At 70.3% G+C, this 25,063-nt stretch carries 25 protein-coding genes, 1 tRNA gene and 1 riboswitch; of the genes, 16 read left to right on the top strand and 10 right to left on the bottom strand.

Annotated elements, in window-relative coordinates; all coding sequences use genetic code 11:
• A partial coding sequence (locus tag BHU15_RS09450; RefSeq protein WP_218028049.1) for a hypothetical protein occupies positions 1–1,138 on the top strand: 1,138 nt, incomplete at its 5' end.
• 4 nt (positions 1,139–1,142) lie between these two features.
• On the opposite strand, the gene BHU15_RS09445 is transcribed toward BHU15_RS09450, so the two are convergent.
• Positions 1,143–1,532, bottom strand: a complete 390-nt coding sequence (locus BHU15_RS09445; RefSeq protein WP_069626776.1) for a type II toxin-antitoxin system PemK/MazF family toxin — start codon at positions 1,530–1,532, stop codon at positions 1,143–1,145.
• 199 nt (positions 1,533–1,731) lie between these two features.
• On the opposite strand from BHU15_RS09445, the gene BHU15_RS09440 reads away from it, so the two are divergent.
• Positions 1,732–2,484 carry an MBL fold metallo-hydrolase gene (locus BHU15_RS09440; RefSeq protein WP_069626775.1) on the top strand — a complete coding sequence of 251 codons (753 nt, stop codon included), beginning with the start codon at positions 1,732–1,734 and terminating at the stop codon, positions 2,482–2,484.
• A 60-nt stretch (positions 2,485–2,544) separates the two neighbouring features.
• Here the strand turns inward: BHU15_RS09440 and BHU15_RS09435 are convergent, their stop codons facing one another.
• Positions 2,545–3,807 carry a PTS transporter subunit EIIC gene (locus BHU15_RS09435; protein WP_069626774.1) on the bottom strand — a complete coding sequence of 421 codons (1,263 nt, stop codon included), beginning with the start codon at positions 3,805–3,807 and terminating at the stop codon, positions 2,545–2,547.
• Positions 3,808–4,124: 317 nt separating this feature from the next.
• Positions 4,125–5,405, bottom strand: a complete 1,281-nt coding sequence (locus tag BHU15_RS09430; protein WP_069626773.1) for a PTS transporter subunit EIIC — start codon at positions 5,403–5,405, stop codon at positions 4,125–4,127.
• Between the two features lie 222 nt (positions 5,406–5,627).
• Here BHU15_RS09430 and BHU15_RS09425 point away from each other — a divergent pair, with 222 nt between their 5' ends.
• From BHU15_RS09425 to rdgB, 4 genes are all read left to right on the top strand, one after another.
• Positions 5,628–5,861, top strand: a complete 234-nt coding sequence (locus tag BHU15_RS09425; protein ID WP_031231477.1) for a PTS sugar transporter subunit IIB — start codon at positions 5,628–5,630, stop codon at positions 5,859–5,861.
• Between the two features lie 131 nt (positions 5,862–5,992).
• On the top strand, positions 5,993–6,730 hold the full coding sequence (gene rph, locus BHU15_RS09420) for a ribonuclease PH (protein ID WP_023541460.1): 738 nt from the start codon (positions 5,993–5,995) through the stop codon (positions 6,728–6,730).
• Positions 6,731–6,834: 104 nt separating this feature from the next.
• A complete protein-coding gene (locus BHU15_RS09415; RefSeq protein WP_069626772.1) occupies positions 6,835–7,218 on the top strand; it encodes a DUF8711 family protein in 384 nt (127 codons plus the stop codon).
• Between the two features lie 33 nt (positions 7,219–7,251).
• Entirely contained in the window at positions 7,252–7,854 is a 603-nt protein-coding gene (gene rdgB, locus BHU15_RS09410) for an RdgB/HAM1 family non-canonical purine NTP pyrophosphatase (protein WP_069626771.1), read from the top strand.
• A gap of 48 nt (positions 7,855–7,902) precedes the next feature.
• On the opposite strand, the gene BHU15_RS09405 is transcribed toward rdgB, so the two are convergent.
• The 4 genes from BHU15_RS09405 to bcp form a co-directional block, all read right to left on the bottom strand.
• Positions 7,903–7,987: transfer RNA gene (locus tag BHU15_RS09405), tRNA-Leu, on the bottom strand.
• 45 nt (positions 7,988–8,032) lie between these two features.
• Positions 8,033–9,040 (bottom strand): HNH endonuclease, encoded by a 1,008-nt coding sequence (locus BHU15_RS38140; protein ID WP_079128033.1) that lies wholly within the window; start codon positions 9,038–9,040, stop codon positions 8,033–8,035.
• 146 nt (positions 9,041–9,186) lie between these two features.
• Positions 9,187–10,683, bottom strand: a complete 1,497-nt coding sequence (gene proP, locus BHU15_RS09400) for a glycine betaine/L-proline transporter ProP (RefSeq protein ID WP_069626770.1) — start codon at positions 10,681–10,683, stop codon at positions 9,187–9,189.
• A gap of 123 nt (positions 10,684–10,806) precedes the next feature.
• Positions 10,807–11,274 carry a thioredoxin-dependent thiol peroxidase gene (gene bcp, locus BHU15_RS09395; RefSeq protein WP_023541465.1) on the bottom strand — a complete coding sequence of 156 codons (468 nt, stop codon included), beginning with the start codon at positions 11,272–11,274 and terminating at the stop codon, positions 10,807–10,809.
• A gap of 158 nt (positions 11,275–11,432) precedes the next feature.
• Here bcp and BHU15_RS09390 point away from each other — a divergent pair, with 158 nt between their 5' ends.
• From BHU15_RS09390 to BHU15_RS09380, 3 genes are all read left to right on the top strand, one after another.
• Complete coding sequence (locus BHU15_RS09390; protein ID WP_069626769.1) at positions 11,433–11,753, top strand: DUF3618 domain-containing protein; 321 nt, start codon at positions 11,433–11,435, stop codon at positions 11,751–11,753.
• A 164-nt stretch (positions 11,754–11,917) separates the two neighbouring features.
• Positions 11,918–12,220 carry a GroES family chaperonin gene (locus BHU15_RS09385; RefSeq protein WP_051433920.1) on the top strand — a complete coding sequence of 101 codons (303 nt, stop codon included), beginning with the start codon at positions 11,918–11,920 and terminating at the stop codon, positions 12,218–12,220.
• A 74-nt stretch (positions 12,221–12,294) separates the two neighbouring features.
• A riboswitch (guanidine-III (ykkC-III) riboswitch) is annotated at positions 12,295–12,362 on the top strand.
• Between the two features lie 32 nt (positions 12,363–12,394).
• Entirely contained in the window at positions 12,395–12,715 is a 321-nt protein-coding gene (locus BHU15_RS09380; RefSeq protein WP_023541468.1) for a DMT family transporter, read from the top strand.
• A gap of 24 nt (positions 12,716–12,739) precedes the next feature.
• Here BHU15_RS09380 and BHU15_RS09375 read toward each other — a convergent pair whose 3' ends face one another.
• Positions 12,740–15,205, bottom strand: a complete 2,466-nt coding sequence (locus tag BHU15_RS09375) for a transglycosylase domain-containing protein (protein WP_069626768.1) — start codon at positions 15,203–15,205, stop codon at positions 12,740–12,742.
• 244 nt (positions 15,206–15,449) lie between these two features.
• On the opposite strand from BHU15_RS09375, the gene BHU15_RS09370 reads away from it, so the two are divergent.
• From BHU15_RS09370 to BHU15_RS09355, 4 genes are read left to right on the top strand one after another with little or no spacing between them, the layout of a single operon-like run.
• Complete coding sequence (locus BHU15_RS09370; RefSeq protein WP_069626767.1) at positions 15,450–16,250, top strand: ABC transporter permease; 801 nt, start codon at positions 15,450–15,452, stop codon at positions 16,248–16,250.
• A complete protein-coding gene (locus BHU15_RS09365; RefSeq protein ID WP_069626766.1) occupies positions 16,243–17,112 on the top strand; it encodes an ABC transporter permease in 870 nt (289 codons plus the stop codon). The genes BHU15_RS09370 and BHU15_RS09365 overlap by 8 nt, the downstream gene beginning before the upstream one ends.
• A gap of 41 nt (positions 17,113–17,153) precedes the next feature.
• The gene (locus BHU15_RS09360) at positions 17,154–18,152 is read left to right on the top strand and encodes an ABC transporter ATP-binding protein (RefSeq protein WP_069626765.1); all 999 of its coding nucleotides are present in this window, start codon (positions 17,154–17,156) and stop codon (positions 18,150–18,152) included.
• Between the two features lie 31 nt (positions 18,153–18,183).
• On the top strand, positions 18,184–18,876 hold the full coding sequence (locus BHU15_RS09355; protein WP_069626764.1) for a DUF1707 SHOCT-like domain-containing protein: 693 nt from the start codon (positions 18,184–18,186) through the stop codon (positions 18,874–18,876).
• Between the two features lie 36 nt (positions 18,877–18,912).
• Here BHU15_RS09355 and BHU15_RS09350 read toward each other — a convergent pair whose 3' ends face one another.
• Positions 18,913–20,268, bottom strand: coding sequence for an SGNH/GDSL hydrolase family protein (locus tag BHU15_RS09350; RefSeq protein WP_069626763.1), 1,356 nt, complete (start codon positions 20,266–20,268; stop codon positions 18,913–18,915).
• A gap of 160 nt (positions 20,269–20,428) precedes the next feature.
• Here BHU15_RS09350 and BHU15_RS09345 point away from each other — a divergent pair, with 160 nt between their 5' ends.
• Positions 20,429–21,889, top strand: a complete 1,461-nt coding sequence (locus tag BHU15_RS09345; protein ID WP_079128032.1) for a DUF445 domain-containing protein — start codon at positions 20,429–20,431, stop codon at positions 21,887–21,889.
• A 90-nt stretch (positions 21,890–21,979) separates the two neighbouring features.
• On the top strand, positions 21,980–22,777 hold the full coding sequence (locus BHU15_RS09340; RefSeq protein WP_368483194.1) for an alpha/beta fold hydrolase: 798 nt from the start codon (positions 21,980–21,982) through the stop codon (positions 22,775–22,777).
• An 18-nt stretch (positions 22,778–22,795) separates the two neighbouring features.
• Here BHU15_RS09340 and BHU15_RS09335 read toward each other — a convergent pair whose 3' ends face one another.
• Complete coding sequence (locus BHU15_RS09335; protein WP_141726792.1) at positions 22,796–23,938, bottom strand: endonuclease/exonuclease/phosphatase family protein; 1,143 nt, start codon at positions 23,936–23,938, stop codon at positions 22,796–22,798.
• A 165-nt stretch (positions 23,939–24,103) separates the two neighbouring features.
• On the opposite strand from BHU15_RS09335, the gene BHU15_RS09330 reads away from it, so the two are divergent.
• The coding region (locus tag BHU15_RS09330) for a hypothetical protein (RefSeq protein WP_069626760.1) at positions 24,104–25,063 on the top strand (960 nt) is incomplete at its 3' end.

Here is a 25,063-nt window from a genome sequence, read left to right as displayed (position 1 = left end):
CTGTTGCACCACGCTCCCCGGCGGTGACGATCGGTGTCGATCGGCGTACGCGGCGTACGCGCACCGGACACGGGGGACAGAGATGGACGACCGCTGGAGCGGCACGGCAGGCACAAGCGGTCAGGGCGGAGCCCCCGGCTTCGGCCCGCCCCAGCCCTTGGCACCGCCCGAGCCCGATGGGCGTGCGGCGCGCCGCCACCTCGGCGCGTACGTCACCTCCGGCATCCTGCTCATCCTCTTCGCCGGGGCCCACGCCGCCTGGATCACCGACACGCTGATCGGCGTCGGCATCGACGCGGACGCGCTCCTCGAAGGCCTCGTCAAGAACGACCCGCGTCTGATGCTGCCGGTGTTCACCCCGTACGAATGGGCCTTCGCCGCCGCCCTGCTCGTCGTCGGCACCACCGCCCTCACCCGGCGCCGTACCGCACGCGGCGCGGCCCTGCTCCTCGCGTTCCTGCTCCTCGGCGTCGGCGCCCGCCAGCTGGGCGGCCTGACCAGGACCGAGTACCGCGACACCATGTTCGCCGCCGAGCACGGCACGCTGATCGTGCTCACGTACGCGTTCGCCTTCCTCGCCGCCGCCACGGTGCTCACCCTGCTGCTGACGGCCCGCGAACGCGACGTGCCGCGCGAACCGGTGACCGGCGGCCGGCGCGCGGCGGGCGTTCTGCTGATCCTGATCGGCGCGGTGCAGGGATTCTGGTACGCGCGCGGCCTGCGGGAGTTCAACGAGATCCTCGGACCGGACGGCGGCCGGGGAGCCTTCGCCGAGTGGTGGCACGAACTGCTCAACATCAACGCCCGTGGCGGGTACGGAGCTTCGGCCGGTTTCACCTACTACCACAGCGCGGCCCTCGCGGCGTTCCTCGTCGTCGGCGTCCTGCTGCTGCGGGGCACCCCGGCCGCCCGCGGCGCGGCGCTCGCGCTGCTGGCCATCAGCGCGTACATCCAGCTCCGCGAGCTCGCGGGCCTCGACTACGGGCTGCTCTCCGAGTACTACAAGGACACCGTCACCGGCTGGAGCATCACCAGCTCCTTCGCGGTCGCGGCGGCGACACTGCTGGCGATCACCCTCACCCGCCACACCCCACGCCACCACGCCCCACCGCCGTACCCGCCGTCGCCGCTGCCCTAGGGCGTCAGCGCGCCAGGTGCCGGACCTGTCGCCACACCCCCGGATCCGCCGGCCCCACCCGGCGCCGGAACGCCCGCGTGTCCACCCGCCGCAGCTCCTCCGTCTCCAGGAAGCTGCGGCGCCCGTCCGTGTCACCCACCGCCTCCGGCGGCAGCGCGATCACACCGGGTCGCGCCTCGTGGAACTTACTGGTGATCTTCGCGACCAGCACCGTACGGCCCCGTACAGACAGCACCAGACACGGCCGGTCCTTCGCCCCGGCCCCGTCCTCGAACGGCACCATCGCCCACCAGATCTCACCCGGCCTCGGCCCCCGGCCGCGCCCGTCCACGAGGGTGGCGACCAGCGCCAGCACCACCACGACGATCAGAGCCACCCACCAGGTCGTGTCCATGCCCCCGACCGTACCGCCGGACGGGGGGTCCGTCCCCCGCCGCCGCCCGGCGGCGAGGTCCGCCCGAACCGGTGACAGAGCAGGTGAGTTCCCCCACAACAGACCGGTGTGGAGGAGCGACCAGCCGTTTAGCGCCTTACGCTCGACAGACCGAACGACCCCCGTCGCCCCCCTTCCACGCCACGGAGGTTCACGCTCCATGAAGCTCACCGTCGTCGGCTGCTCGGGCTCATTCCCCTCCGTGGGATCGGCCTGCTCCAGCTACCTCGTAGAGGCCGACGGCTTCCGGCTGCTCCTCGACATGGGCAACGGTGCCCTCGGCGAGTTGCAGCGTCACAGCGGTCTCTACGACCTCGACGCCATCTTCCTCAGCCATCTGCACGCCGACCACTGCATCGACATGTGCGGCTACTTCGTCGTCCGCTACTACCGCCACGACGGCGGACGCTGCGACACCATCCCGGTCTACGGTCCCGACGGCACCGAACAGCGCCTCACCACCGCGCACGCGGACACCCCGACGGACAAGTCCATGAGCGAGGTCTTCGACTTCCACACGCTCAAGCCCGGCTCCTTCGAGATCGGGCCCTTCTCGGTCCGTACGGAGAAGGTCGCCCACCCCGTCGACACCTTCGGAATCCGCGTCGAGCACGACGGCAGCTCGCTCACCTACTCCGGCGACACCGGCGTCAGCGAGGCCCTGGTGGAGCTGGCCGAGGACACGGACCTGTTCCTCTGCGAAGCCGCGTTCACCTACGGCAAGGAGGACATCCCGGGCCTCCACCTCAACGGCCGCGAGGCCGGCGAACACGCCGCCCGCGCGCGGGCGCGCAAGCTCGTCCTCACGCACATCCCGCCGTGGACGGACGCCGAGCGGAACCTGAACGACGCACGGGCGGTGTACGGCGGCCCGGCCGAACTGGCCCGCCCCGGCGCGGTGTACGAGGTCTGAACGCGAGAGTGCCCCCGGCCCGGAAGGCCGGGGGCACCGTCATATGTCCTTGTACAGGCGTTACTTGGCCTCGGCCTTCTGCAACTCGGCCAGTTCCTCGTCGGACTCCCGGCCCGGCGTGGGCAGGTTGAACTTGACGATGGCGAAGCGGAAGACCACGTAGTAGACGGCCGCGAAACAGAGCCCGACCAGCGCCAGGCCCCACGGGTTGGTCGCGATCCCCAGGTTGAGGAAGAAGTCGACCGCGCCGGCCGAGAAGCCGAAGCCGTCCTTCATGCCCAGACCCCAGGTCAGCGCCATCGACACACCGGTCAGCACGGCGTGGATCGCGTACAGCACCGGGGCGATGAACATGAACGTGAACTCGATCGGCTCGGTCACACCGGTGACGAAGGCGGTGAGCGCGAGGGAGAGCATCATGCCGCCGACGATCTTGCGGCGCTCGGGGCGGGCGCAGTGGTAGATCGCGAGACAGGCGGCGGGCAGCGCGAACATCATGATCGGGAAGAAGCCGGTCATGAACTGTCCGGCCGTCGGGTCACCGGCGAGGAAGCGCGCGATGTCGCCGCTCTTGCCCTCGTACGAACCGGCCTGGAACCAGGGGAACGAGTTCAGCAGGTGGTGCATGCCGATCGGGATCAGCGCGCGGTTCGCGACACCGAAGATGCCGGCGCCTGCCGCGCCCGAGCCGACCAGCCACTCACCGAAGTTGTGCAGACCGGCGCCGAGGACGGGCCAGATGAGACCGAAGACGACACCGATGAGCAGACCCGCGAAGGCGGAGAGGATCGGGACGAGACGACGGCCGCCGAAGAAGCCCGCCCAGTCGGGCAGCTTCGTCCGGTAGAACTTCTGGTAGAGCAGGGCGACCACGATGCCCATCACGACACCGCCGAGGACGCCCGCGTTCACCGGGGCGTCCGACATGACTATCTTGCCGTCGACGACGCTCGCGACCTGCGGCAGGTTCCCGTCCGTGAAGGTGGCGAGGACCTTCTGGAAGACCAGATAGCCGGTGACGGCGGCGAGCGCGGTCGAGCCGTCCGACTTCTTCGCGAAGCCGATGGCGATACCGACGGCGAAGAGCAGCGGCATGTTGTCGAGGATCGCGCCGCCGCCGGCGGCCATGTAACCGGCGATCTTGGTGATGAAGGTGGGGAACGACTCGCGCCCGAGCATGTCGGCGTTGCCGAGGCGCACCAGCAGGGCGCCGGCGGGCAGCACGGCGACCGGCAGCATGAGGCTGCGGCCGATGCGCTGCATGACGGACATCACGCCGGAGCCCTTTTTGTTAGCCGCGGGGGCGGCGCTGGCCGTGGACATCAACTTCCTCCAGAGGACAAGGCACCGCCGTGAGCAGGGATAATGGGGAGGGCGGCGACTCAGGGGACACGGCGCGCGGCCATGTGGTCTACACCTTTGAGTGGTGTAGACCAGTTGTAGCACGGTGAGGGTTGAATAAGGAACCTTCGAAATCTCTCGATCCGGACTCGATGCGTCCCCGTGTGAATCCGGTGCGCCGGGGGCGTCCACAGGTGCGCCGGCGGGCGCGCGAAAGGACCCCCGGACCGGAGGTCCGGGGGTCTCCTTCGACGGACTCGGCTACGTCTGTGCCGCCCGCGCCGTGCCGCCTCGCGCCGCTACTTCGCCATGTTCTGCTTCTCCACTTCCTCCTCCAGCTCCTCCGGCTCCCGCCCCGGAGTCGGGATGTCGAACCTGGTGATCGCGAAGCGGAAGGTCACGTAGTACACGACCGCGAAGCAGAGTCCGATCGGAATGATCAGCCAAGGCTTGGTATCCAGATGCCAGTTGACGACGTAGTCGATCAGGCCGGCCGAGAAGCTGAAGCCCGCGTGCACCCCCAGCGCCCAGGTGATCGCCATCGACGCACCCGTCAGCAGCGCGTGCAGCCCGTACAGCAGCGGCGCGGCGAACATGAATGAGAACTCCAGCGGCTCCGTCACGCCGGTCACGAACGACGTCAGCGCGACCGAGACCATCAGGCCCGCCACCTGCTTCCGCCGCTCCGGCCGCGCGCAGTGCGTCATCGCGAGGGCGGCGGCCGGCAGGCCGAACATCATGATCGGGAAGAAGCCCGACATGAACTGACCGGCGTCCGGGTCCCCCGCGAAGAACCGCGTCAGGTCGCCCTGGACGACCGTTCCGTCCTTCGTCGTGAACTCGCCCGCCTGGAACCAGAAGAAGGTGTTCAGGAACTGGTGCATGCCGATCGGGATCAGCAGCCGGTTCGCGACCCCGAAGATCCCCGCGCCCCACGCGCCCAGATCGATCAGCGACTTGGCGAACGACGTCAGCCCGTCACCCACCGGCTGCCACAGCAGCCCGAACAGCACTCCGAGGATCACCCCCAGGAACGCCATCAGGATCGGCACCAGCCGGCGGCCGTTGAAGAAGCCGAGCCAGTCCACCAGCCGTGTGCGGTGGAACCTCTGCCAGACGACCGCCGTCAGCAGGCCGATCAGAATGCCGCCGAGCACCCCCGGATTCTGCGGGGTGCCCTCCGGCAGGGCGTCGGTGACCGTGTCGTCGGCGGGGAACGCCACCAGCACGTTGTGGTAGACGAGAAAGCCCACGACGGCGGCCAGCGCGGTCGAGCCGTCCGCCTTCTTGGCGAAGCCGATCGCGACCCCGATGCAGAAGAGCAGCGGCAGCCCGAAGCTCCCGTCCAGGATGGCGTTGCCGCCCTGGAGGAAGACCTTCGTCGTCTTGTCCCAGAAGGGGCCGTGCAGATACGCGTCGAACAGATTGCCCAGGCTGACGAGCAGGCCCGCGGCGGGCAGGACGGCCACCGGCAGCTGGAGGCTGCGGCCGACCTTCTGGAGCCCCTGGAAGAGGCCGTTCCACCAGCGTCGCCGGGGCGCCGGGGAACCGACCGACGCGTCGGCACCCGTTGAACTCATCGGCGTCCTCTCGTGGCACAGTGGTGTAGACCAGTTGCGCTACGCTCGGAGATCAAGACCCGGTGGGCACGCCCCTGGTGACCGTTATCTTTCGGTACGGGTCGGTCACCCGCCCGTGAAGATGGGCCAACCGTGAGTTAACGTAAAAATTCGGACAGACGGTGAACGCGCGGTGAACCGGGACACCACCCTTGAAACCCCTTGAACAGCAGGGAGCACGACATGGCCAGCAAGGCTGAGAAGATCGTCGCCGGGCTCGGCGGCATCGAGAACATCGAAGAGGTCGAGGGCTGCATCACCCGCCTCCGTACCGAGGTCGTGGACCCGGACAAGGTCGACGAGGTCGCGCTGAAGGCCGCCGGCGCCCACGGCGTCGTCAAGATGGGCACCGCGATCCAGGTCGTCATCGGCACGGACGCCGACCCGATCGCCGCCGACATCGAAGACATGATGTGAACGCCGCCGCCAACACCGCCACCGGCATCTGCTGACGGGCGCCGGGCCGAGGGGCTCGATCCGGACAACTCCGTACGTACGACGGAGAACCGGAACGAGCCCCTCAGTCATGTCCCGCTAGGCTCACACCCATGTCTCGAATCGACGGCCGCACCCCCGAACAGCTCCGCCCCGTCACCATCGAACGCGGATGGAGCAAGCACGCCGAAGGATCCGTACTCATCTCCTTCGGCGACACCAAGGTCTTCTGCACCGCCTCCGTCACCGAAGGCGTACCGCGCTGGCGCAAGGGCAGCGGCGAAGGCTGGGTCACCGCCGAATACTCGATGCTGCCCCGCTCCACCAACACCCGCGGCGACCGCGAAGCCGTACGCGGCAAGATCGGCGGACGCACCCACGAGATCTCCCGCCTCATCGGCCGCTCACTGCGCGCCGTCATCGACTACAAGGCGCTCGGCGAGAACACCATCGTCCTCGACTGCGACGTCCTCCAGGCCGACGGCGGCACCCGCACCGCCGCCATCACCGGCGCGTACGTCGCCCTCGCCGACGCCGTCGAATGGGCCAGGACCAAGAAGATCGTCCGGGCCGGCCGCAAGCCCCTGACCGGAACCGTCTCCGCGGTCAGCGTCGGCATCGTCGACGGCGCGCCCCTGCTCGACCTCTGTTACGAGGAGGACGTGCGCGCCGACACCGACATGAACGTCGTCTGCACCGGCGACGGCCGCTTCGTCGAGGTCCAGGGCACCGCCGAGGCCGAGCCCTTCGACCGCAAGGAACTCGGCACCCTCCTCGACCTCGCCACCAGCGGCTGCGCGGACCTCGCCGCGCTCCAGACCGCCGTCCTGGAAGAGACCCTCGCCAGGTAAAGAAGCAACCAAGAGGCCTGGTGCGGCGTCGTTACACTCGCGACTCTCGGGGGCGTACGGACCTGCCGTACCGCCCCTCCGCACCAAGGGGAGGGAACCCACCCATGGCCTCGCGCCGACGCACCGCGGTGACCATAGCCGCCGTCCTGCTCACGTTCACCGGGGCGGCCGGCTGTGGCGCACTCGACAAGGCACTCGACTGCGTCCAGACCGCCGACGCCATCGCCACCAGCGTGGACAAGCTCCAACAGGCGATATCCACCGCGACGGACGACCCGACGCAGGCCGAAGAGGCCCTGAACGACATCGACACCGAGCTCGAGAAGCTCCAGGACAAGACCGACAACACCGACCTCAGCAAGGCGGTCGACGACCTCAGCACCGGCGTCGGCACGGTCCGCGACTCCATCGAGAGCGGCGACGCCACCCCCGACCTCACGCCCGTCACGGACGCGGCCACCGAGATCGGCAAGGTCTGCACCCCGTGACGGACGCCCCGGCCACGGGCGGATAATCGGCGCATGACGCGCCTGATCCTCGCCACCCGCAACGCCGGGAAGCTCACCGAACTCAAGGCCATCCTCGCCGACGCCGGTCTCACCCACGACCTCGTCGGCGCGGATGCCTACCCCGACATCCCGGACGTCAAGGAAACCGGCGTCACCTTCGCCGAGAACGCCCTGCTCAAGGCCCACGCCCTGGCCCGCGCGACCGGCCACCCGGCTGTCGCCGACGACTCGGGCCTCTGCGTCGACGTCCTCGGCGGCGCCCCCGGCATCTTCTCGGCCCGCTGGTCCGGCACCCACGGCGACGACCGCGCCAACCTCGACCTGCTCCTGGCCCAACTCTCCGACATCGCGCCCCCGCACCGCGCGGCCCACTTCGCCTGCGCGGCGGCCCTGGCACTCCCGGACGGCACGGAACGCGTGGTCGAGGGCCAACTCCCCGGCACCCTGCGCCACACCCCGTCGGGCACAAACGGCTTCGGCTACGACCCGATCCTCCAGCCGAACGGCGAGACCCGCACGTGCGCGGAGCTGACCCCGCAGGAGAAGAACGCGATCAGCCACCGCGGCAAGGCCTTCCGGGCGCTGGTGCCGGTGGTGCGGGAGCTGCTGGGCTGAGGAGACGCGTACGAAGGGCCACCCCGTGGGGTGGCCCTTCGTACACGGTGCGGCCGGTGGGACTCGAACCCACACGGGATTTAACCCACTGGGACCTAAACCCAGCTCGTCTCGCCAGTTCCGACACGGCCGCGCAGCCGCCAATCATGCTACCGGAGGCGTGCGATCGGCAGCGTACTCATGGGCTGTCGGCCGTACGCCCCCGATGGCGATTGCGGCACCACGTGTCTGTGAGCGCGTGACAATTCGGGCATAGATAGCGCAGGTTTTCGCGGCGGTTGTCCAGCCGGTCGCCGCTGACGTGGTCGATCGGAAGTGTGATCGACTCACCCAGCCACTCGCCGGTGTTGCCACACCTGGCACACGCGTAGGGGACGTCGATTTCCTGGAGTGCCCGGTGCAGGCGCGCGCGGTTCACGCGGGGTGAGCCCTTCGGCGATACGACAAGAACGTCGGGCGCGACGGGCCGTCTTGGCTTGGGCGCTTGTACGGTTCCCCAGGCGCGTCGTCGGAAATGGCTTGTGTCGAGGCCGAGCTGAGCGGCGACCCGTCGTACACGCCGATGGTTGGTGTCGTTGACAGTGAGGCCGAGTGCCCTCATGACGTCTGCATAACTCGCCGACGTCAACACGGCCGCACGTAATGCCTTCGCGTCGACGGCCGGCCGTCTGTTACGGAAGTGGCCGGTGTCGATGGCATGCTCTCGCAGCATTCTTCCGAGGACCGCTCGTGAGCGACTGTCCTCAGGGACCCCGAGGAGACGGGCGATACCCCGGACACTGTTCGTCGCGGCAGCCGCGACCGTGAGTTCGTCCGCCGTAAAGGGTAGATCGATATGCTCGCGGTTCATTCCGGGAAAGTGGCTGACATCGATACCGGCCGCCGCTATTCGCCGGGCTATGTGCGAGAGGGTGCCCGTGGCGGGCGCGGCACCGAGTTTGGTGACCACCTCACGTAGCGTCGTCGATGTGGCGGCCGCCGCGGCGATGGCTTCGTCCGGATACCTCCGCCATGGGCTGCGCTGCTTGAAGTGGCTGGTGTCGAGGCCCAGTTCATTGACCTTCGCCTGTAGAACCCGGCGTTGGCCGCCGCTCACCTTGAGGCCCAGCCGCCGCATCAGGTCGGACCAGTTCACCGACCGGGCGACCGCCGAGGCCAACCTGTCACCGTCGTACTTCTCGCCCACGGGAAGCTCTCCAGATCCGGCCGCGCGTTCGCGGCCCCGTACGGGCTAACGAACCGTTAATCGGATGGTCACGACCGGAATGTGGACCACCTGCGTCACGCGTCGACACCACGGGCTGACCGGGCAGCCCCTGGCCACCCGCCGCCTCAGACCCTCCGCTCCGCCGCCATCGCCACCACCAGCGCCGCCGCCTCCTCCTTCGTCTGTACCGACGGGGGTGAGCCCTCCAAGGGCTGGCGGGCCGTCTCCTTCATGCACGCCACCGCGACGACTCCGATCAGGGCCGCGAGCATCGAGTAGTACGCGGGCATCAGGTTGTCGCCCGTGAGGCTGATCAGGCCGGTGATCACGAACGGGGTCGTGCCGCCGAAGAGGGACGCGGACAGGTTGTAGCCGACCGACAGGGAGCCGTAGCGCACGCTCGTGGGGAAGAGCGCCGGCAGGGACGCCGACATCGTGCCCAGGAGGCAGACCAGGGAGAGCCCCAGCATCGCCATCCCGGCGGCGACCACCAGGTAGCCGCCCTGCTGGATCAGCAGGAACGCCGGGAGGGAGAGGAGCAGGAAGCCGAGCATGCCCGTCATCAGGAGCGGCTTGCGGCCGAAGTGGTCGCTGAGACGGCCGACTTGGCTGATGATGCCCATCAGGGCGACCATCACGCCGAGCAGGATGAGCAGCCCGTGGGTGTCGCTGTAGTGGAGCTGGTCGGAGAGATAGGTCGGCATGTAGGAGAGCAGCATGTAGTCGGTGACGTTGTACGCGCCGACGAGGCAGACGCACAGGATCAGCCTCGGCCAGTGCTCCCGGAAGATCTTGCCGAGGTCGGACGCCGTGCCCGTCTCGACCAGGTCGGCGGCCTCGGACGCGTGGACCGTGTCCTGTTCCAGCTTCGCGAAGGCGGGCGTCTCGTCCAGCCGCAGCCGCAGATAGAGGCCGATGAGCCCCAGCGGCGCGGCGACGAGGAACGGTACGCGCCAGCCCCAGGCGTTCATGCCGTCGGTACCCAGCCACGCGGTGAGCCCGGTGACGAGCCCGGCCGCGCCGACGTAGCCGCCGAGGGTGCCGAATTCGAGGAAGCTGCCGAAGAAGCCGCGCCGTTTGTCGGGGGCGTACTCGGCGATGAAGGTGGACGCGCCCCCGTATTCGCCGCCGGTGGAGAAGCCCTGGACCAGCCGGAAGATGATCAGCAGCGCGGGGGACCAGTAGCCGATCGTGTCGTACGACGGGATCAGCCCGATCGCGCCCGTGCCGATCGCCATCAGGATCATGGTCATGGCCAGGACCTTCTTGCGGCCGATGCGGTCACCCAAAGGACCGAAGAACATGCCGCCGAGTGGCCGTACGAGGAAGGCCACCGCGAACGTCGCGAAGGAGGAGAGGAGTTCGGTGGTGTCGTTGCCGGTGGGGAAGAAGACACGGCCGATGGTGAGGGCCAGATAGCTGTAGATGCCGAAGTCGAACCACTCCATCGCGTTGCCCAGCGCGGCGGCCTTCACCGCCCGCCGGACCGCGGCCTCGTCGGTGACGGTGACGTCCGACCTGCGGAGCCGGGGGTTCTTGCGGCGCCGGAGCGCGCGGAAGAGGGCCGGGTGGCGCCGGGCCGCGGGGGAGTCGGCGACCTGGTCGTTCTCGGGTGCCGCCATGGCCCGGTTCCTTTCCTCGGGGACGTGGGTCCGCAGGGAAAGCCTCCGCACCGCGCGGCGCGGCCCGCAAGCCGGAGCCCCGGCCCGGCGGGGGCTCCGCCGGGCCGGGGCTCCGGACGTCCTTCAGATGCCGAGGTCCTTGATGATCTTCGCGACATGGCCGGTGGCCCGGACGTTGTAAAGGGCGCGCTCGACCTTGCCCTCCTCGTCGACGACGACGGTGGAGCGGATGACGCCCGTCACCGTTTTGCCGTAGAGCTTCTTCTCGCCGAAGGCGCCGTACGCGGTGAGGACGGCCTTGTCGGTGTCGCCGACCAGCGTGACCTTCAGGTTCTCCTTGTCGCGGAACTTGGCGAGCTTCTCCGGCTTGTCGGGCGAGACCCCGATGACGTCGTAGCCGGCGCCGGCCAGCACGTCGAGGTTGTCGGTGAAGTCGCAGGCCTGCTTGGTGCATCCGGGCGTCAGGGCGGCCGGGTAGAAGTAGACGATGACCTTGCGTCCCTTGTGGTCGGCGAGCGAGACGTCGTTGCCGTCCGCGTCGGGCAGGGTGAAGGCGGGGGCCGTGTCGCCGGGCTGGAGTCGCTCGCTCATGGTTCTCCTCGGTACGGGGTCGGGCAGGTCGTCCAGGTGTATCGGGCCGAGCGTAGTAGGGGCGCCGCGGGGTGCGACGGCTGCCGAGCTGACAGACTGTCGGCGAAGGCGAAGGATCGAAGGACCAACCAAACGGACACGACGACGGAGGCAGCGCGGTGTCGGATGCCAGGACCCCTGCGCAGATCGAGGCGGACATCGTCCGCAGGCGCGACCAGCTTGCCGAGACGCTCGACGAGATCGGGGTGCGGGTGCACCCGCAGACGATCGTCGGCGACGCGAAGGCCCGGATGGTCTCCCGGGTGGACCAGACCGCGGGCAAGGCGTTTGTCGCGGTGAATCGCACGGTGTCAGGGGTGAGGCACAGGTTCGTCTCGGAGGACGGCGCCCCGCGGCTGGAGCGGCTCGTCCCGGTGGCGCTGATCGCCGTCGGCGTGGTCGGTCTGCTCGCTGTGTCGGTGCGCCGCCGCCGGGTCTAGGTCCTGTCTTCAAACCGGCGTCGTGAGCCAGACGCCAGTTTCAAGACAGGGCCCAGGGCGGGGGCGGGCTCACCCCTCCGGCGTACGGCACGGGTGCGGGCGGGTAAATTCGTGGGGTGAGCGACAACACCCTCGACACCTCCCATGACAAGCTGCCCATCCGGATGCTGCACGACCGCGTGCTGGTCCGGACCGACATCCCGGAGGGTGAGCGGCGTTCGTCCGGCGGCATCGTCATCCCGGCGACCGCCGCCGTCGGACGGCGTCTGGCCTGGGCCGAGGTGGTCGCCGTCGGGCAGAGTGTGCGGGCGGTGGAGCCCGCGGACCGGGTGCTGTACGACCCCGAGGACCGGGCCGAGGTCGAGGTCCGGGGCGTGGCCTACGTACTGATGCGGGAACGCGATCTGCACGCGGTGGCGGCCGACCGGTTCGAGGGGTCGGAGGACTCCACGGGGCTTTATCTCTAGCAGCAGTTGTACGCGGTCCGGCGGTGCCGTACGGAAGGGCCCGGTGACGATGGTCACCGGGCCCTTCCGTCGTCTCTTTGCTACGTTGGGGGGACAGCCCGACGAGACGCGCCGTACCGGGTCAAGCGAAAGACGACGCACCCCTTGTTCGCGTTCTCGCTCGGAGGTGCTGTCATGGCCTGGGTCCTGCTGATCATCGCGGGTCTGGTCGAAGTCGGCTGGTCGATCGGTATGAAGTACACCGAAGGTTTCACCCGGCTGTGGCCGAGCGTGTTCACCGGTGCCGGGATCGTCGTGAGCATGGTGCTGCTCTCGCAGGCCGCCAAGACGCTGCCGATCGGTACGGCGTACGGCGTGTGGGTCGGGATCGGCGCGGCCGGCGCGGCCGTCGTGGGCATGGTGGTCCTCGGTGAGCCGGCGACCGCGGCCCGGATCTTCTTCGTCTGTCTGCTGCTGGTCGCCGTGGTCGGCCTGAAGGCGACGTCCGGCCACTGATCGTCCGGCTCACCGCTGTCGCGGCTACTGCCCGGGACGTGAGGTGCGGGGCGGGCCGTTGCCCGTACCTCCGTCCGCGGCGCCGCCACCGCCCCCACCACCGTCGTCGCCCCCGCTGCCGCCGCCTCCGCCGATGAGGCCGTCGGTGAGACCGTTCGGCTGCCCCTGGCTCTGGCCCTGCGAGCCGCCGTCGGACCGCCCCTCGTCCGTACCGCCGTCGCCCGTACCGCCGTTGGACTGCCCCGAGGTCTGGCCCTGTGTCTGGCCCTGGCTCTCGTTCCCGCCCGTGTCGGCGCGCTCGCTCTGGCCCGAGGTGGTGCCCGGTGTGGCGGGCCCGTCCGACGAGCCGGGGCTTTCCGACTGCCCCGGTGACGACGACTCGTCGGGCCGGCCGGACTCCTCGCCGGGCGGGGTGATCTCGTCCACGCCGTCCTCCAGGGTCAGTTCGAAGTCCGTGGCGTCGGTGCCCTCCAGCGCCGCCGCCGTGAACTGGCCCCAGATCTGCGCGGGCGGCCCGCCGCCGTTGACGCGTGCCAGGCCGAGCGCCCCGTACAGCGGCGTCTGCTGGGCCGTCTTCGGGTCCGCGCCCATCATCGCGACGACGGTCGCGAGGTCGGGCGTGTAGCCCGCGAACCAGGCGGCCTTGTCGTCCTCGGCGGTGCCCGTCTTGCCCGCCGCCGGGCGCCCCGCGGACTGGGCGGCGGTGCCCGTGCCGTCCTCCACGACGCTCTGGAGGATCGCGGTGGTGGTGTCGGCGGCCTGGCGGCTGACGGCCTGTACGGGGCGCTGGCGCGGCAGTTGGACGGTCGCGCCGTTCTTGGTGATTTTCGTGACCATCGTGGAGGGGCCGTGCCGGCCGTGGTTGGCGAGCGTCGCGTACGCCTCCGTCATGTCGAGCACGCTCGCCGTCGCGGGGCCGAGCGCGATGGACGGGGACGCGGTGAGGTCGGGGGTGTCGCCGGGGATGCCGAGGCGGACCGCGGTGTTCCGGACCCGGTCGGGGCCGACGTCCTGCGCCATCTGCGCGTACACGGCGTTGATGGACTTGTCGGTGGCCTCGCTGACGCTGACGTCGCCGTACGAGACGTCGTCCTCGTTGGCGGGGTCGTAGCCCGTGGCCCCGTTCGGGCCCTCCACCATGCGCTTGTTGGTGCCGTCGTACTGGGTGTTGGGGGTGATCTGCTCGCCGTCCTGGGTGTGCGAGTCGTTCTCGACGGCGGAGGCGAACACGAACGGCTTGAAGGTGGAGCCGACCTGGTAGTCGCGGCGGGTCGCGTTGTTGACGAACTGCCGGGTGTAGTCGACGCCGCCGTACATGGCGACGACCTCGCCGGTGGCGGGGTCGATGGAGGCGCCGCCGACGCGCACGTTGCGGTCGGCCGGGCGCTTCTCGTCGACCTTCGACATCACCTGTTCGTCGACGGCGTCGACGAGGGCGTTCTGTTTCGGCCGCTGGATGGTGGTGGTGATCCGGTAGCCGCCGGTCGCGAGGGTGCCCGCGTCGAGGATCTTGTTCTTGGCGAGGTGGTCCTCGACCGCCTGGACGATGTAGCCGCGCTGTCCCGAGAGGCCGGTGGACGGCTTGGCCTTCGGGGGCGCCGGGAAGACCAGGGCGGCCCGCTCGGCGGGGGAGAGCCACTTCTCCTTGACCATGCCGTCGAGCACGTAGTTCCAACGGCCTTCCGCCTGCGGCCTGTTCTCCGGGTGCACGGCGACGTCGTACGAGCTGGGCGCGTTGAGCAGCGCGGCCAGGAAGGCGCCCTCGGCGATGTCGACGTGCTGGACGTCCTTGCCGTAGTAGGCGTGCGCGGCGGCCTGGATGCCGTACGCGTTGCGCCCGAAGTAGCTGGTGTTGAGATAGCCCTCCAGGATCTGCTCCTTGCTCTCCTCCCGGTTGAGCTTGATCGCGATGAAGAACTCCTTCCCCTTGCGGACGAGGGTCCGTTCCTGGGCGAGGTAGTAGTTCTTGACGTACTGCTGGGTGATCGTGGAGCCGCCCTGGGTGCCCTTGCCGGTGACGGTGTTCCAGGCGGCGCGGACCATGCCCTGCGGGTCGATGGCGGGTTCGTTGTAGAAGTCCCGGTCCTCGGCGGCCAGTACGGCGCGGCGGACGCTCCGCGGGATCTGGGCGAGGGGCACGTTCTCGCGGTTGACCTCGCCGTCGCGGGCGAGCTGGCTGCCGTCCGCGTACAGGTACACGTTGGACTGGGCGACGGCCGCGACGTTGGCGGCCGGGATCTTGACGAGCGTGTAGCCGGTGATGAAGCCGCCGATGAGCAGGGCCGCGCAGATCAGGAACGCGCCGAGCAACATCCGCCAGGTGGGGATGACCCGGCGCCAGCCGGTGCGCTTCCGGCGGCCCTTGCGGCCGGTCTTCCCGCCGGGGCCCTTCCCGCCGGGGCCCTCGCGTCCTTTGCCGTCGCTCCCGGCGCCGGCGCCGATGTCCGCCGGGTCGCGCGGGTCCCAGCCGTGCTGCTGCGGGTCGCTCATGTGTACGGAGGCTCCTCGGCCGGGTCATGTCGCGGGTCGTATTGGGGGGCATATCGGGAGTTACGGGCTATCCGGGTGATTGGTGTGCGGCACCATGAAACACGGTCGAACGGGCGCGAGGCCGCCGACCGGATAACCGCTCGCGGTGGCTGACCCCCTTGGGCTAGGCTCCTGCGCTTTGGTGCCGTACAGCGGGAACGGCGCGGGGAGACCACACGTAACGGGACCGAGGGGGAGTGCTGACGTGCGTCTGTACGCGGCCGTTGCGGCGGGTGGGTTCCGCCGCTACGCGACGTACCGGACGGCCACCGCCGCCGGGGTGTTCACCAACACCGTTTTCGGCTTCATCGGGGCGTACACCTACATCGCCCTCTGGGAGCAGCGGCCCGACCTCGGCGGCTACGACCTCTCGCAGGCCCTCACCTACGTATGGCTCGGCCAGGCACTGCTGATGACCTGCGCCATGATGGGCGGCGGCTTCGAGGACGAGCTGATGGAGCGCATCCGCACCGGGGACGTCGCGATCGACCTCTACCGGCCGGTGGATCTCCAACTGTGGTGGATGGCGAGCGACTTGGGGCGCGCCGGGTTCCATCTGCTGGGGCGCGGGATCGTACCCATGGCGCTCGGCGCGCTCGCCTTCGATCTGGCGCTGCCCACCCGGCCGACGGTCTGGCTCGCGTTCCTCTTCTCCGTGTTCCTGGGGGTCGTGGTGAGCTTCGCCGTGCGCTACCTGGTCGCCCTGTCGGCGTTCTGGCTGCTGGACGGCGCGGGGGTGGGGCAGATCGCCTTCCTGGCGGGGCTGTTCTTCTCCGGGATGCTGCTTCCGCTGACCCTCTTCCCCGGCGCGCTGGGCGAGATCGCGAGGGCGCTGCCGTGGTCGTCGCTGCTCCAGGTCCCGGCGGACGTCTTCCTTGAGCGGCACACCGGGTGGGGGCTGCTGGGGGCGTTCGCCTTCCAGGCCGGCTGGGCGGCGGCGCTGCTGGCGCTCGGGCGGCTGCTCCAGACCGTGGCGACGCGACGGGTGGTGGTGCAGGGTGGCTGACGACGTACGTACGGCCGGCGACGCGGCCTCGGTAGAAGAGGAGCGGTGGCGCTCGCCTCTTTGGGAGGGGCTGCGCGCGTACGGCCTGATCGTCGCCATGTGGATGCGGTCGACGATGACCTACCGCGCCTCCTTCGCGATGACGGCCTTCGGGAACTTCGCGGTGACCGCGTTCGACTTCATCGCGATCCTGATGATGTTCTCGCACGTCGACCGGCTGGGCGGCTACTCGCTGCCCGAGGTCGCGTTCCTGTACGGCGCGGCGGGCGCCTCCTTCGGTCTCGCCGACCTGGCCATGGGCTCCACCGACCGGCTGGGCCGCCGGATCAGGGACGGCACCCTGGACACCCTGCTGGTGCGCCCCGCGCCGGTGCTCGTCCAGGTCGCGGCCGACCGCTTCGCGCTGCGCCGGCTGGGCCGGATCACGCAGGGCCTGCTGGTGCTCGGATACGCGCTGGCGACGGTGGACATCGCGTGGACGCCGGTGAAGGTCGCGATGATCCCGATGATGATCCTCAGCGGGGCCGTGATCTTCTCGGCCGTGTTCGTGGCGGGCGCGGCCTTCCAGTTCTGGGCGCAGGACGCCGCCGAGGTGCAGAACTCGTTCACGTACGGCGGTACGACCCTGCTCCAGTACCCGCCCACGGTCTTCGCGAAGGACCTGGTGCGCGGGGTGACCTTCGTGGTGCCGCTGGCCTTCGTCAACTGGCTGCCCGCGCTGTACGTGATGGACCGCGACGATCCGCTGGGGCTGCCGGACTGGGTGGCCTTCCTGCCGCCGCTGGTGGCGGCGGGGTTCTGCGCGGTGGCCGGACTGGCGTGGCGGGCGGGGCTGCGGGGATACCGGAGCACGGGAAGTTAGACGGTCGGACGAGTGAGGGACGAGCGAGGGAGGAACGCGCGATGGATGGCGACAGCGAGGGCTTCATCGAACTGGACGGCATCGAGAAGGTCTTCGACGTACGGCGCAGGGCGGGCCTGCTGCGCCGCGAGAGGCACCAGGTCCGCGCCGTCGACGGCCTCAGCTTCCGGGTGGCGCGCGGCGAGATGGTCGGCTACATCGGCCCCAACGGCGCAGGCAAGTCCACCACCATCAAGATGCTGACCGGCATCCTCACCCCGAGCGCGGGCCGGCTGCGGGTCGCCGGAATCGACCCGCAGCGCGAGCGTACGAGGCTGGCGCGCCGTATCGGCGTGGTCTTCGGCCAGCGCACGACCCTGTGGTGGGACCTGCCGCTGATCGACTCGTACCGGCTGGTGCACCGTATGTACCGCATCCCCGACAAGCGGTACCAGGAGAACCTGGACCGCTGTGTCGAACTGCTCGAACTGGGCGAGCTGTTGGACGTGCCCGTACGGCAGCTCTCGCTCGGCCAGCGGATGCGCGGCGACATCGCGGCGGCGCTGCTCCACGACCCCGAGGTGCTGTATCTGGACGAGCCGACGATCGGCCTGGACGTGATCTCCAAGGCCAGGGTCCGTGAGTTCCTCCGGGATCTGAACGCGGAGCGCCGTACGACGGTGCTGCTGACCACGCACGACCTCACGGACATCGAGCAGCTCTGCCAACGGGTCATGGTGATCGACCACGGCCGGCTCGTGTACGACGGGGCGCTCACCGGGCTGCACGAGGTGGGCGAGAGCGAGCGGACCCTGGTGGTCGACCTCGAACGTGAGCTTCCGCCGGTGGAGCTGGCGGGGGCGCGGGTGGTGAAGGTGGAGGGGCCGCGGCAGTGGCTGGCCTTCCCGGCGTCGGCGTCGGCGGCGCCGCTGGTGGCGCGGATCGCGGCGGAGTATCCGCTGGTGGACCTGTCGGTGCGGGAGCCGGACATCGAGTCCGTCATCGCACGGATGCTGTCCAGGAGGCAGATTCCTGAGCCGGCCGGGCCCACGCCGCTGTGACGTCGGCCTCACCTCCTACTAGGCTGACAACATGACCAATGAACTTCCTGAGATGCGCGCCTCGGACTCCGAGCGCGAGCGCGTTGCCGAACTGCTGCGCGAAGCCGTGGCTGAGGGGCGCATCGACATGGAGGAGTTCAACACCCGTCTCGACGCGGCGTACAAAGCCCGTACGCACGGTGAACTCCAGCCGCTGGTACGGGACCTGCCCGCACCCGGTTCGACGACGGAGCTCGCCCCCACGGCCGACTCCGGCGCCGTGGGGAGCCGTTGGGCCTCGCGGATCGGCCGGGGCCGCGCGACGTCGAAGGGCGGCTTCGCCTTCTGGGGAGGCTTCAGCCGCAGGGGCACCTGGACCGTGGGACCGACCTTCCTCGCGGGCACCGTCCAGGGCGGCGGCGACATCGACCTGCGCGAGGCGCAGTTCGAGCAGCGGGACGTGGTCATCCGCTGCTTCGTCCTGATGGGCGGCATCCATGTGTCCGTACCGCCGGACATGGACGTCACGGTGCGCGGCTTCGGTCTGATGGGCGGCTTCGGTGAGGACGGCGAGGCGACGGACGTGAGTCCCGGGTCGCCGCGCGTGATCATCACGGGGTTCGCGCTGATGGGCGGCGTGGGTGTGGAGCGCAAGATGAGGTCGGCGGAGAAGCGCCGTCTTAAAGAGGAGCGCAAGAAGGCGGAGCTGGAGAAGAAGGACAGGCTCCGCAAGGAACTGGACTGACCGAGGGGCCGGCCGGAGGACTCCGCTTCTGTGCGCTCAGAGCCGCGCGGGTTCCGTACCGACCAGGTCCCCGAGGTCCACGAAGCGCCCCATGGCCGCGTAGCCGGCGTCGCTGGGGTGCAGGCCGTCGCCGGAGTCGTAGTGGGGCCGCAGCCGGTCGGGGGCGTACGGATCGCGCAGCAGCCGGTCGAAGTCGACGGTCCTGTCGAAGACCTCGCCCGACCGGATCGCGTCGTTGACCCGGTCCCGTACGGCTTCCAGTTCCTCGGTGTGGCGCGGGTTGCCGCCGAACGGCATGAGCGTCGAGCCGACGACCCGCAGCCCCCGGGCGTGCGCCTGCCGGGTGAGGCCCTTCAGCCCGGCGACGATCAGGTCCGGGTCGGTCTCCTGCGGCCTGCGGATGATGTCGTTGATGCCCAGCTCGACGAAGACGGCCTCGGTGCCCGCCTGCCCCAGGACGTCGCGCCCGAAGCGGGAGAGGCCGCTCGGGCCCTTGCCGGCGGCCAGGCTCTGGCGCAGGACGCGGTTGCCGCTGATGCCCGCGTTGAGCACGCCCAGACCACTGCCGCGCAGCCGGTCCGCCAGCGTGTCGGTCCAGCGGCGGTCGGCGTCGTAGGAGGAGCCGATGCCGTCCGTGATCGAGTCCCCGATGACGACGACGGAGCCGCGCGCCTGCCGGTTGAGGACGTCGACGGCGGTGAGGTAGCGCCAGACCGGGGCGCGCTCGATGTACGCGTCGCCGCCGAGGTCCCGCGTACGGTCGCCCAGGGCCGTGTACGAGGTCCGCAGGGCGCGCGGGTGGTAGGTGACCGGGCCGCCGGGCGCGGGCGTGTGGACGGTCACCAGCAGGTCCGTGTCGGACGGCACCTGGAGCCGTACGGGATCACTGATGACGTGCCCGCCCGGCGGGACGACGACGGACGTCCTCTTGCCGAAGGTGACGGATCGCATGGTGCCGGGGAGGGCGCCCGCGTCCTGGTGGCTGTCGGCGACGGCGACCGAGGCGTGGCCGATGAGCAGGGCCTGGCGGCTGAAGAGGTTGGAGAGCGTGATGCGGGCGGCGGTGCCGCCGATGCTGGTGTGCACGACGTTACGTATGGAACGTCCGACGTGACCACGGGGCACCCCCGGCTCGATCCCGGCCGGCGCCGCGGCCCAGGTCCCGACCCACGCGCCGGCGGACGCGGGTGCCGCGGACCCCACCGGCGTACGGCCCCGTCCGCCCGCCCCGCTGCCGGACGCGGCGGCCTGGTCACTGCTGCCCGTGCCCGCGCCCCCGGCGCGGTCCTCGCTGTCCCCCAACGCCCCGACCCCGACGAATATCGTGGCGCACACCAGCGCCACGACCGTCATAAGGCCCGCGAGCAGGGCGAATCCCCGTTGTCTGGTCATGTCCCCCGTGACTCCCTCACCTACGTACAAAGGACATCATCCGGCATGACGCGGGAACTCGGGATGCGCCCCGGGAGTACCAGAGGTAGGGACAATGCGTACAGGTGGGTGAGGATCCCGTCGGCGGGCTGATTTGGGTGCAGTGAGATGGGTGGAGTGAATGGAACGACGCGGTCCGGCTGATCCGGACAGGGCAGGGGCTTCCGGGCCGGAGCCGGAGCCGGAGCCGGCCGAGGGCGTGGGCGCGGGCGCGGGTAAGTCCGCGACGGCCATCACCGCCCGTGCGGCCCCCGAGCCGGGCTCGGGCCCGGCCCCCGGCGCCACCGTCCCCGGATCCGGCAAACGCTCGCCGTTCTCCCCGCTCGGATTCACCGCCGCCGACGAGGAGAAGCGCCGTGGCGTCCGCCGTATGAAGACCACCGCGACGGGCCTGCTGATCTTCGTCGCCGTGATCTACATCCTCGCCACCTGGGCGGAGAACTCGGGCATCACCGGCTGGCCGGGCTATGTCGCGGCGGCGGCCGAAGCCGGCATGGTGGGCGCGCTCGCGGACTGGTTCGCGGTGACCGCGCTCTTCCGTCACCCGCTCGGTCTTCCCATCCCGCACACCGCGATCATCCCGAACAAGAAGGACCAACTCGGCGCCTCACTGGGCTCGTTCGTGGGGGAGAACTTCCTCTCCGGCGATGTCGTACGGACCCGGCTGCGCGGACTGGGCATCGGCGGCCGGCTCGGCGCCTGGCTCGCCGAACCGGCCCACGCCGACCGTGTCACCGCCGAACTGGCCACGGCCCTGCGCGGCGCGCTGACCGTCCTGCGGGACGGCGACGTGCAGGCGGTCGTGGGCGAGGCGATCACCCGCCGCGCGGACGCCGTCGAGATCGCGCCCGGCATAGGGAAGATGCTGGAGCGCGTCGTCGATGACGGCGCGCACCACCGCGCCGTCGACCTGATCTGCGCCCGCGCGCACGACTGGCTGGTCGAGCACGGCGACTCGGTCATGGACGCCGTACAGGGCGGCGCTCCGGGCTGGACCCCGCGCTTCGTCGACCGCAGGATCGGCGACCGCGTCTACAAGGAACTGCTGCGCTTCGTCACGGAGATGCGCGACATGCCGACGCACCCGGCGCGCGGCGCGATCGACCGCTTCCTGAAGGACTTCGCCTCCGACCTCCAGTCCGACACGGAGACCCGGGCGCGCGTCGAGCGCCTGAAGTCGGAGCTGCTGGCGCGCCCCGAGGTGCAGGACATCATCGCGTCGGCGTGGTCCTCCGTACGCGCGATGATCATCGCCGCGGCCGAGGACGACCGCAGCGAACTGCGCCTGCGCGCCCGTGCCTCCCTCCTGTCGCTCGGCGCCCGACTGGCGACGGACGGCAGGCTCCAGCGGAAGCTGGAGGGCTGGGTGGAGGACGCGGCCGACTATGTCGTGACGACGTACCGGGGCGAGATCACGTCCCTGATCTCGGACACCGTCGCGAGCTGGGACGGCAAGCACACGTCCAAGAAGATCGAGGCGCACATCGGCCGCGACCTCCAGTTCATCCGGATCAACGGCACGGTGGTGGGCGCGCTGGCGGGCCTGGTGATCTACACGATCTCGCACGCGCTGAGCGGGTGAACCGGACCGCCCGGTCCACCCACTCAGCAACCATGGGGGAGTGCTCTTCAGTACGTACCTATGTACGGAGGCGTTCAACGGAGGGGGAACATGGTCGCGTTCACGGCCACGATCACGACGGACGTCACGACGGACGACGGCGTACGGCTGACGTGCACGGAGTACGGCCCCTGTGAGGAGTCCGCCGTCCCTGTCCTGCTCCTGCACGGGCTGGCCGGCCACACGGCGGAGTGGGACGCGCTGGCGGAACTCCTCGGCCCCGCCTACCGCCTGGTCGGCTACGACGCGCGGGGCCACGGCCGGAGCGACCGCCTTCCTGGGGATGTCTCGCGGGCGGCGCACGTACGCGACGCGGTGGCCGTCGCCGGGCAACTGGCCCTGGTCCGCCCCGTCCTGATCGGCCAGTCCCTCGGCGGCCTCACGGCCCTGCTCACCGCCGCCGCCCACCCCGACCGCGTCCGCGCCCTGGTCCTGGTGGAGGCCGGCCCGAGGGGCCCGGCGCCCGAACTGCCCGGCAAGATCGGGCGCTGGCTGGACTCGTGGCCGGTCCCGTTCGAGTCGCCCGAGGCGGCGGCCCACTTCTTCGGCGGCGGCCCGGCGGGCCTGGCCTGGGCTGCGGGCCTTGAGGTACGCCCCGACGGGCTGTATCCGCGTGTCGACCGGGACGTCATGGTGGGCTGCGTGGCGGAGAGCGCCGTCCGCTCGTTCTGGACGGAGTGGGACCAGGTGCGCTGCCCCACGCTCGTGGTGCGGGGCGAGAAGGGCGCCATGCCGGCGTCGGAGGCCACCGGGATGCGCGTACGCCGCCCGGCGGGGACGCGGGTCGAGACGGTGCGGGGGCGGGCCACGACGTACACCTGGACCGCCCGGCACAACTGCACGCGCTGATGGAGGAGTTCCTGCCCCCTAGGTGATCGTCCTCTGCCTGCAGTCCTTCTCCTCGCCCCCCTTGTACAGACACACCTTCACGACGGGCGAAGTGGCTGTGCCCGGGGCCGCGTCGAACGTCCCGCAGCCGTCCGCGTACGCCCCGTCCTGGCCCGTGACGACGAGAGGGCCGCCGGCCTTTCCGTGGACGTACGCCCGTACGCCCCAGCCGTCCGCCTTGTTGTCGCACACCCGGACCTTGGCGGCGGCGTCCGAGTACACGGCGACGTGGGCCGAGCCGGCCAGCGAGTCCGCGCCCGCGAGCACGGCCCCGGACCTGGCGACGGACGGGCTGTGGACGGTCACACGGGTCACCACCGGCCGGTGGTCGGAGGCCGTCGTGGTGCGGGTGCGGGCCTCGGACACATCGAGGGCGCCGGAGCCGTACACGTAGTCGATACGCGCGTCGTCGCCGCTGCCTGGGTGAGTGACCACGGCGGCACCGGTGTTGGCGTTGAGCTGTGTCCAGGTGTCGAGCCAACCGGCGCCGGCGATCCAGGACCGGATGGCGGCATCCGGCCGCGCATTGAGGTCCCCGGTGAACAGCGTCGGTGTGTTCATCTTGTCGGCGGGGAGCTTGCCGAGGACGTACCTGGCCTGCGCCTCGCGCCGGGCGACGGCCGCCGCACCGTCACCGGCGGAGAGGTGTGTGCTGTAGACGCGCACGGCTGTGCCGCCGACGCCGATGTTGACGCCTCCCATGCTGCGGTCGACGGCGCCGCTGTTGTTGTTCGGCAGCGTGTAGCTGACCTTCTCGTTGATGGGGTACTTGGAGAGGATCAGCTGCCCGGCCGACCCGCCGTAGGCGTTGGTGTCGCTCCTGGCGAAATGCCCTTCGTACGCAGGGAAGGTGTCCAGCAGGGTCTGGTACTGGTTGATACCGGGGCGGCCGTCGACCAGGTGGCCCTTGTCGTTGTGCACTTCCTGAAGGGTGACGATGTCCGGGTCCTCGGCGGCGATCGTGCTCACGATGCTGTCCCAGTGGGCGTCACCGTCCGAGCTGTTGCCGCCCTGGATGTTCCAGTTCATGACCTTCAGACTCGTGGCCACCGTGGCCACCGTGGGCGCCGGCGGCCGTGCCTCCGCGCCTGTGCCGATCGCGACCACGGCTGTCAGTGTCACCACTGCCCCTGCCAACGTCCGCCTGCGTCTCAAGAGTCCCTCGTTCCAAGAACGGATCGGCGTGCTTCCGGTCCTGGCACGTTAGCCCCGTACCGATCACATCCACCAGGCTTGATCGGGTCATTGGCGTGACTACGGAGAGTTACGAATGGGTAGGACGGGCCCATGCCGAAACGCACGACAGCAGACACCACGGCGATCGACCGCCTCGCCCGCACACAGATGCGGCTGGCGACCTCCGCCCAACTGCGCGCCACGGGACTGGCCGCCGGCACGGCGGCACGCCGCTGTGCACCGGGCGGCCCCTGGCAGCGGCTGCTGCCGGGCGTCGTCCTGATACAGACGGGCAAGCCGGACGTCTGGCAACAGCTGCTGGCGGCGGTCCTGTTCGCGGCCCGTGGCGCCTCCGCCTCCGTGATGTCGGGCAGCACCGCCGTGCTGACGGGCGAGGCGGTCCTGGCCATCTTCGGCGTACGCGGCGCCCGCACCGACCGCGCCGACGTCCTGGTCGCCGCGGGCCGCCAGCTCCGGGCCCGCTCGTACGTACGCGTCCACCCCACCCGCCGCTGGCCACCGACCCTCCGCGGCGAGGGCATCCCCTGCGTCCGCGCGGTCCGCGCGGCCTCCGACTTCGCCGCCCACGAGCCCTCACCCGACCGCGTCCGCGCCCTGCTGGTGGGTACGGTCCAGCGGGGCCGCTGCCACCCGGACGACCTCCGCGCCGAACTCCACGCGTCCCACGCTCTGCGCAACCCGGCGGTCCGCGCGGTGCTGGACGACCTCCGCGTCGGTGTCCACTCACTCGCCGAGGGCGAGACCCGCGACACCCTCCTCAACGCCGGCATCCCGGAGCCCCTCTGGAACCCCACCCTCCGCACCCCGTCGGGCACCTTCCTGGCCCGCCCGGACGCCTACTGGCCGGACGAGAGCGTCGCCCTGGAGGTCGACTCGGCGGAGTACCACCTGGGCATCACGGAATACCGCGCCACCGTGCGCCGCCGCCTGCTGCTGGAGTCCCACGGAGTCTCGGTCCTGAGCGTGACCCCGTCCCTGGTCCGCGACCACCCGGAAGAACTGATCGCGGCAATCCTCACCAAACTCCACCTCGCCACCACCCACCCACCC

This window comes from Streptomyces niveus (assembly GCF_001723055.1).
Lineage (GTDB): Bacteria > Actinomycetota > Actinomycetes > Streptomycetales > Streptomycetaceae > Streptomyces > Streptomyces niveus.
Note: the sequence above shows the minus strand (reverse complement) of the source record. Positions and strands in the feature narration are given on the sequence as shown.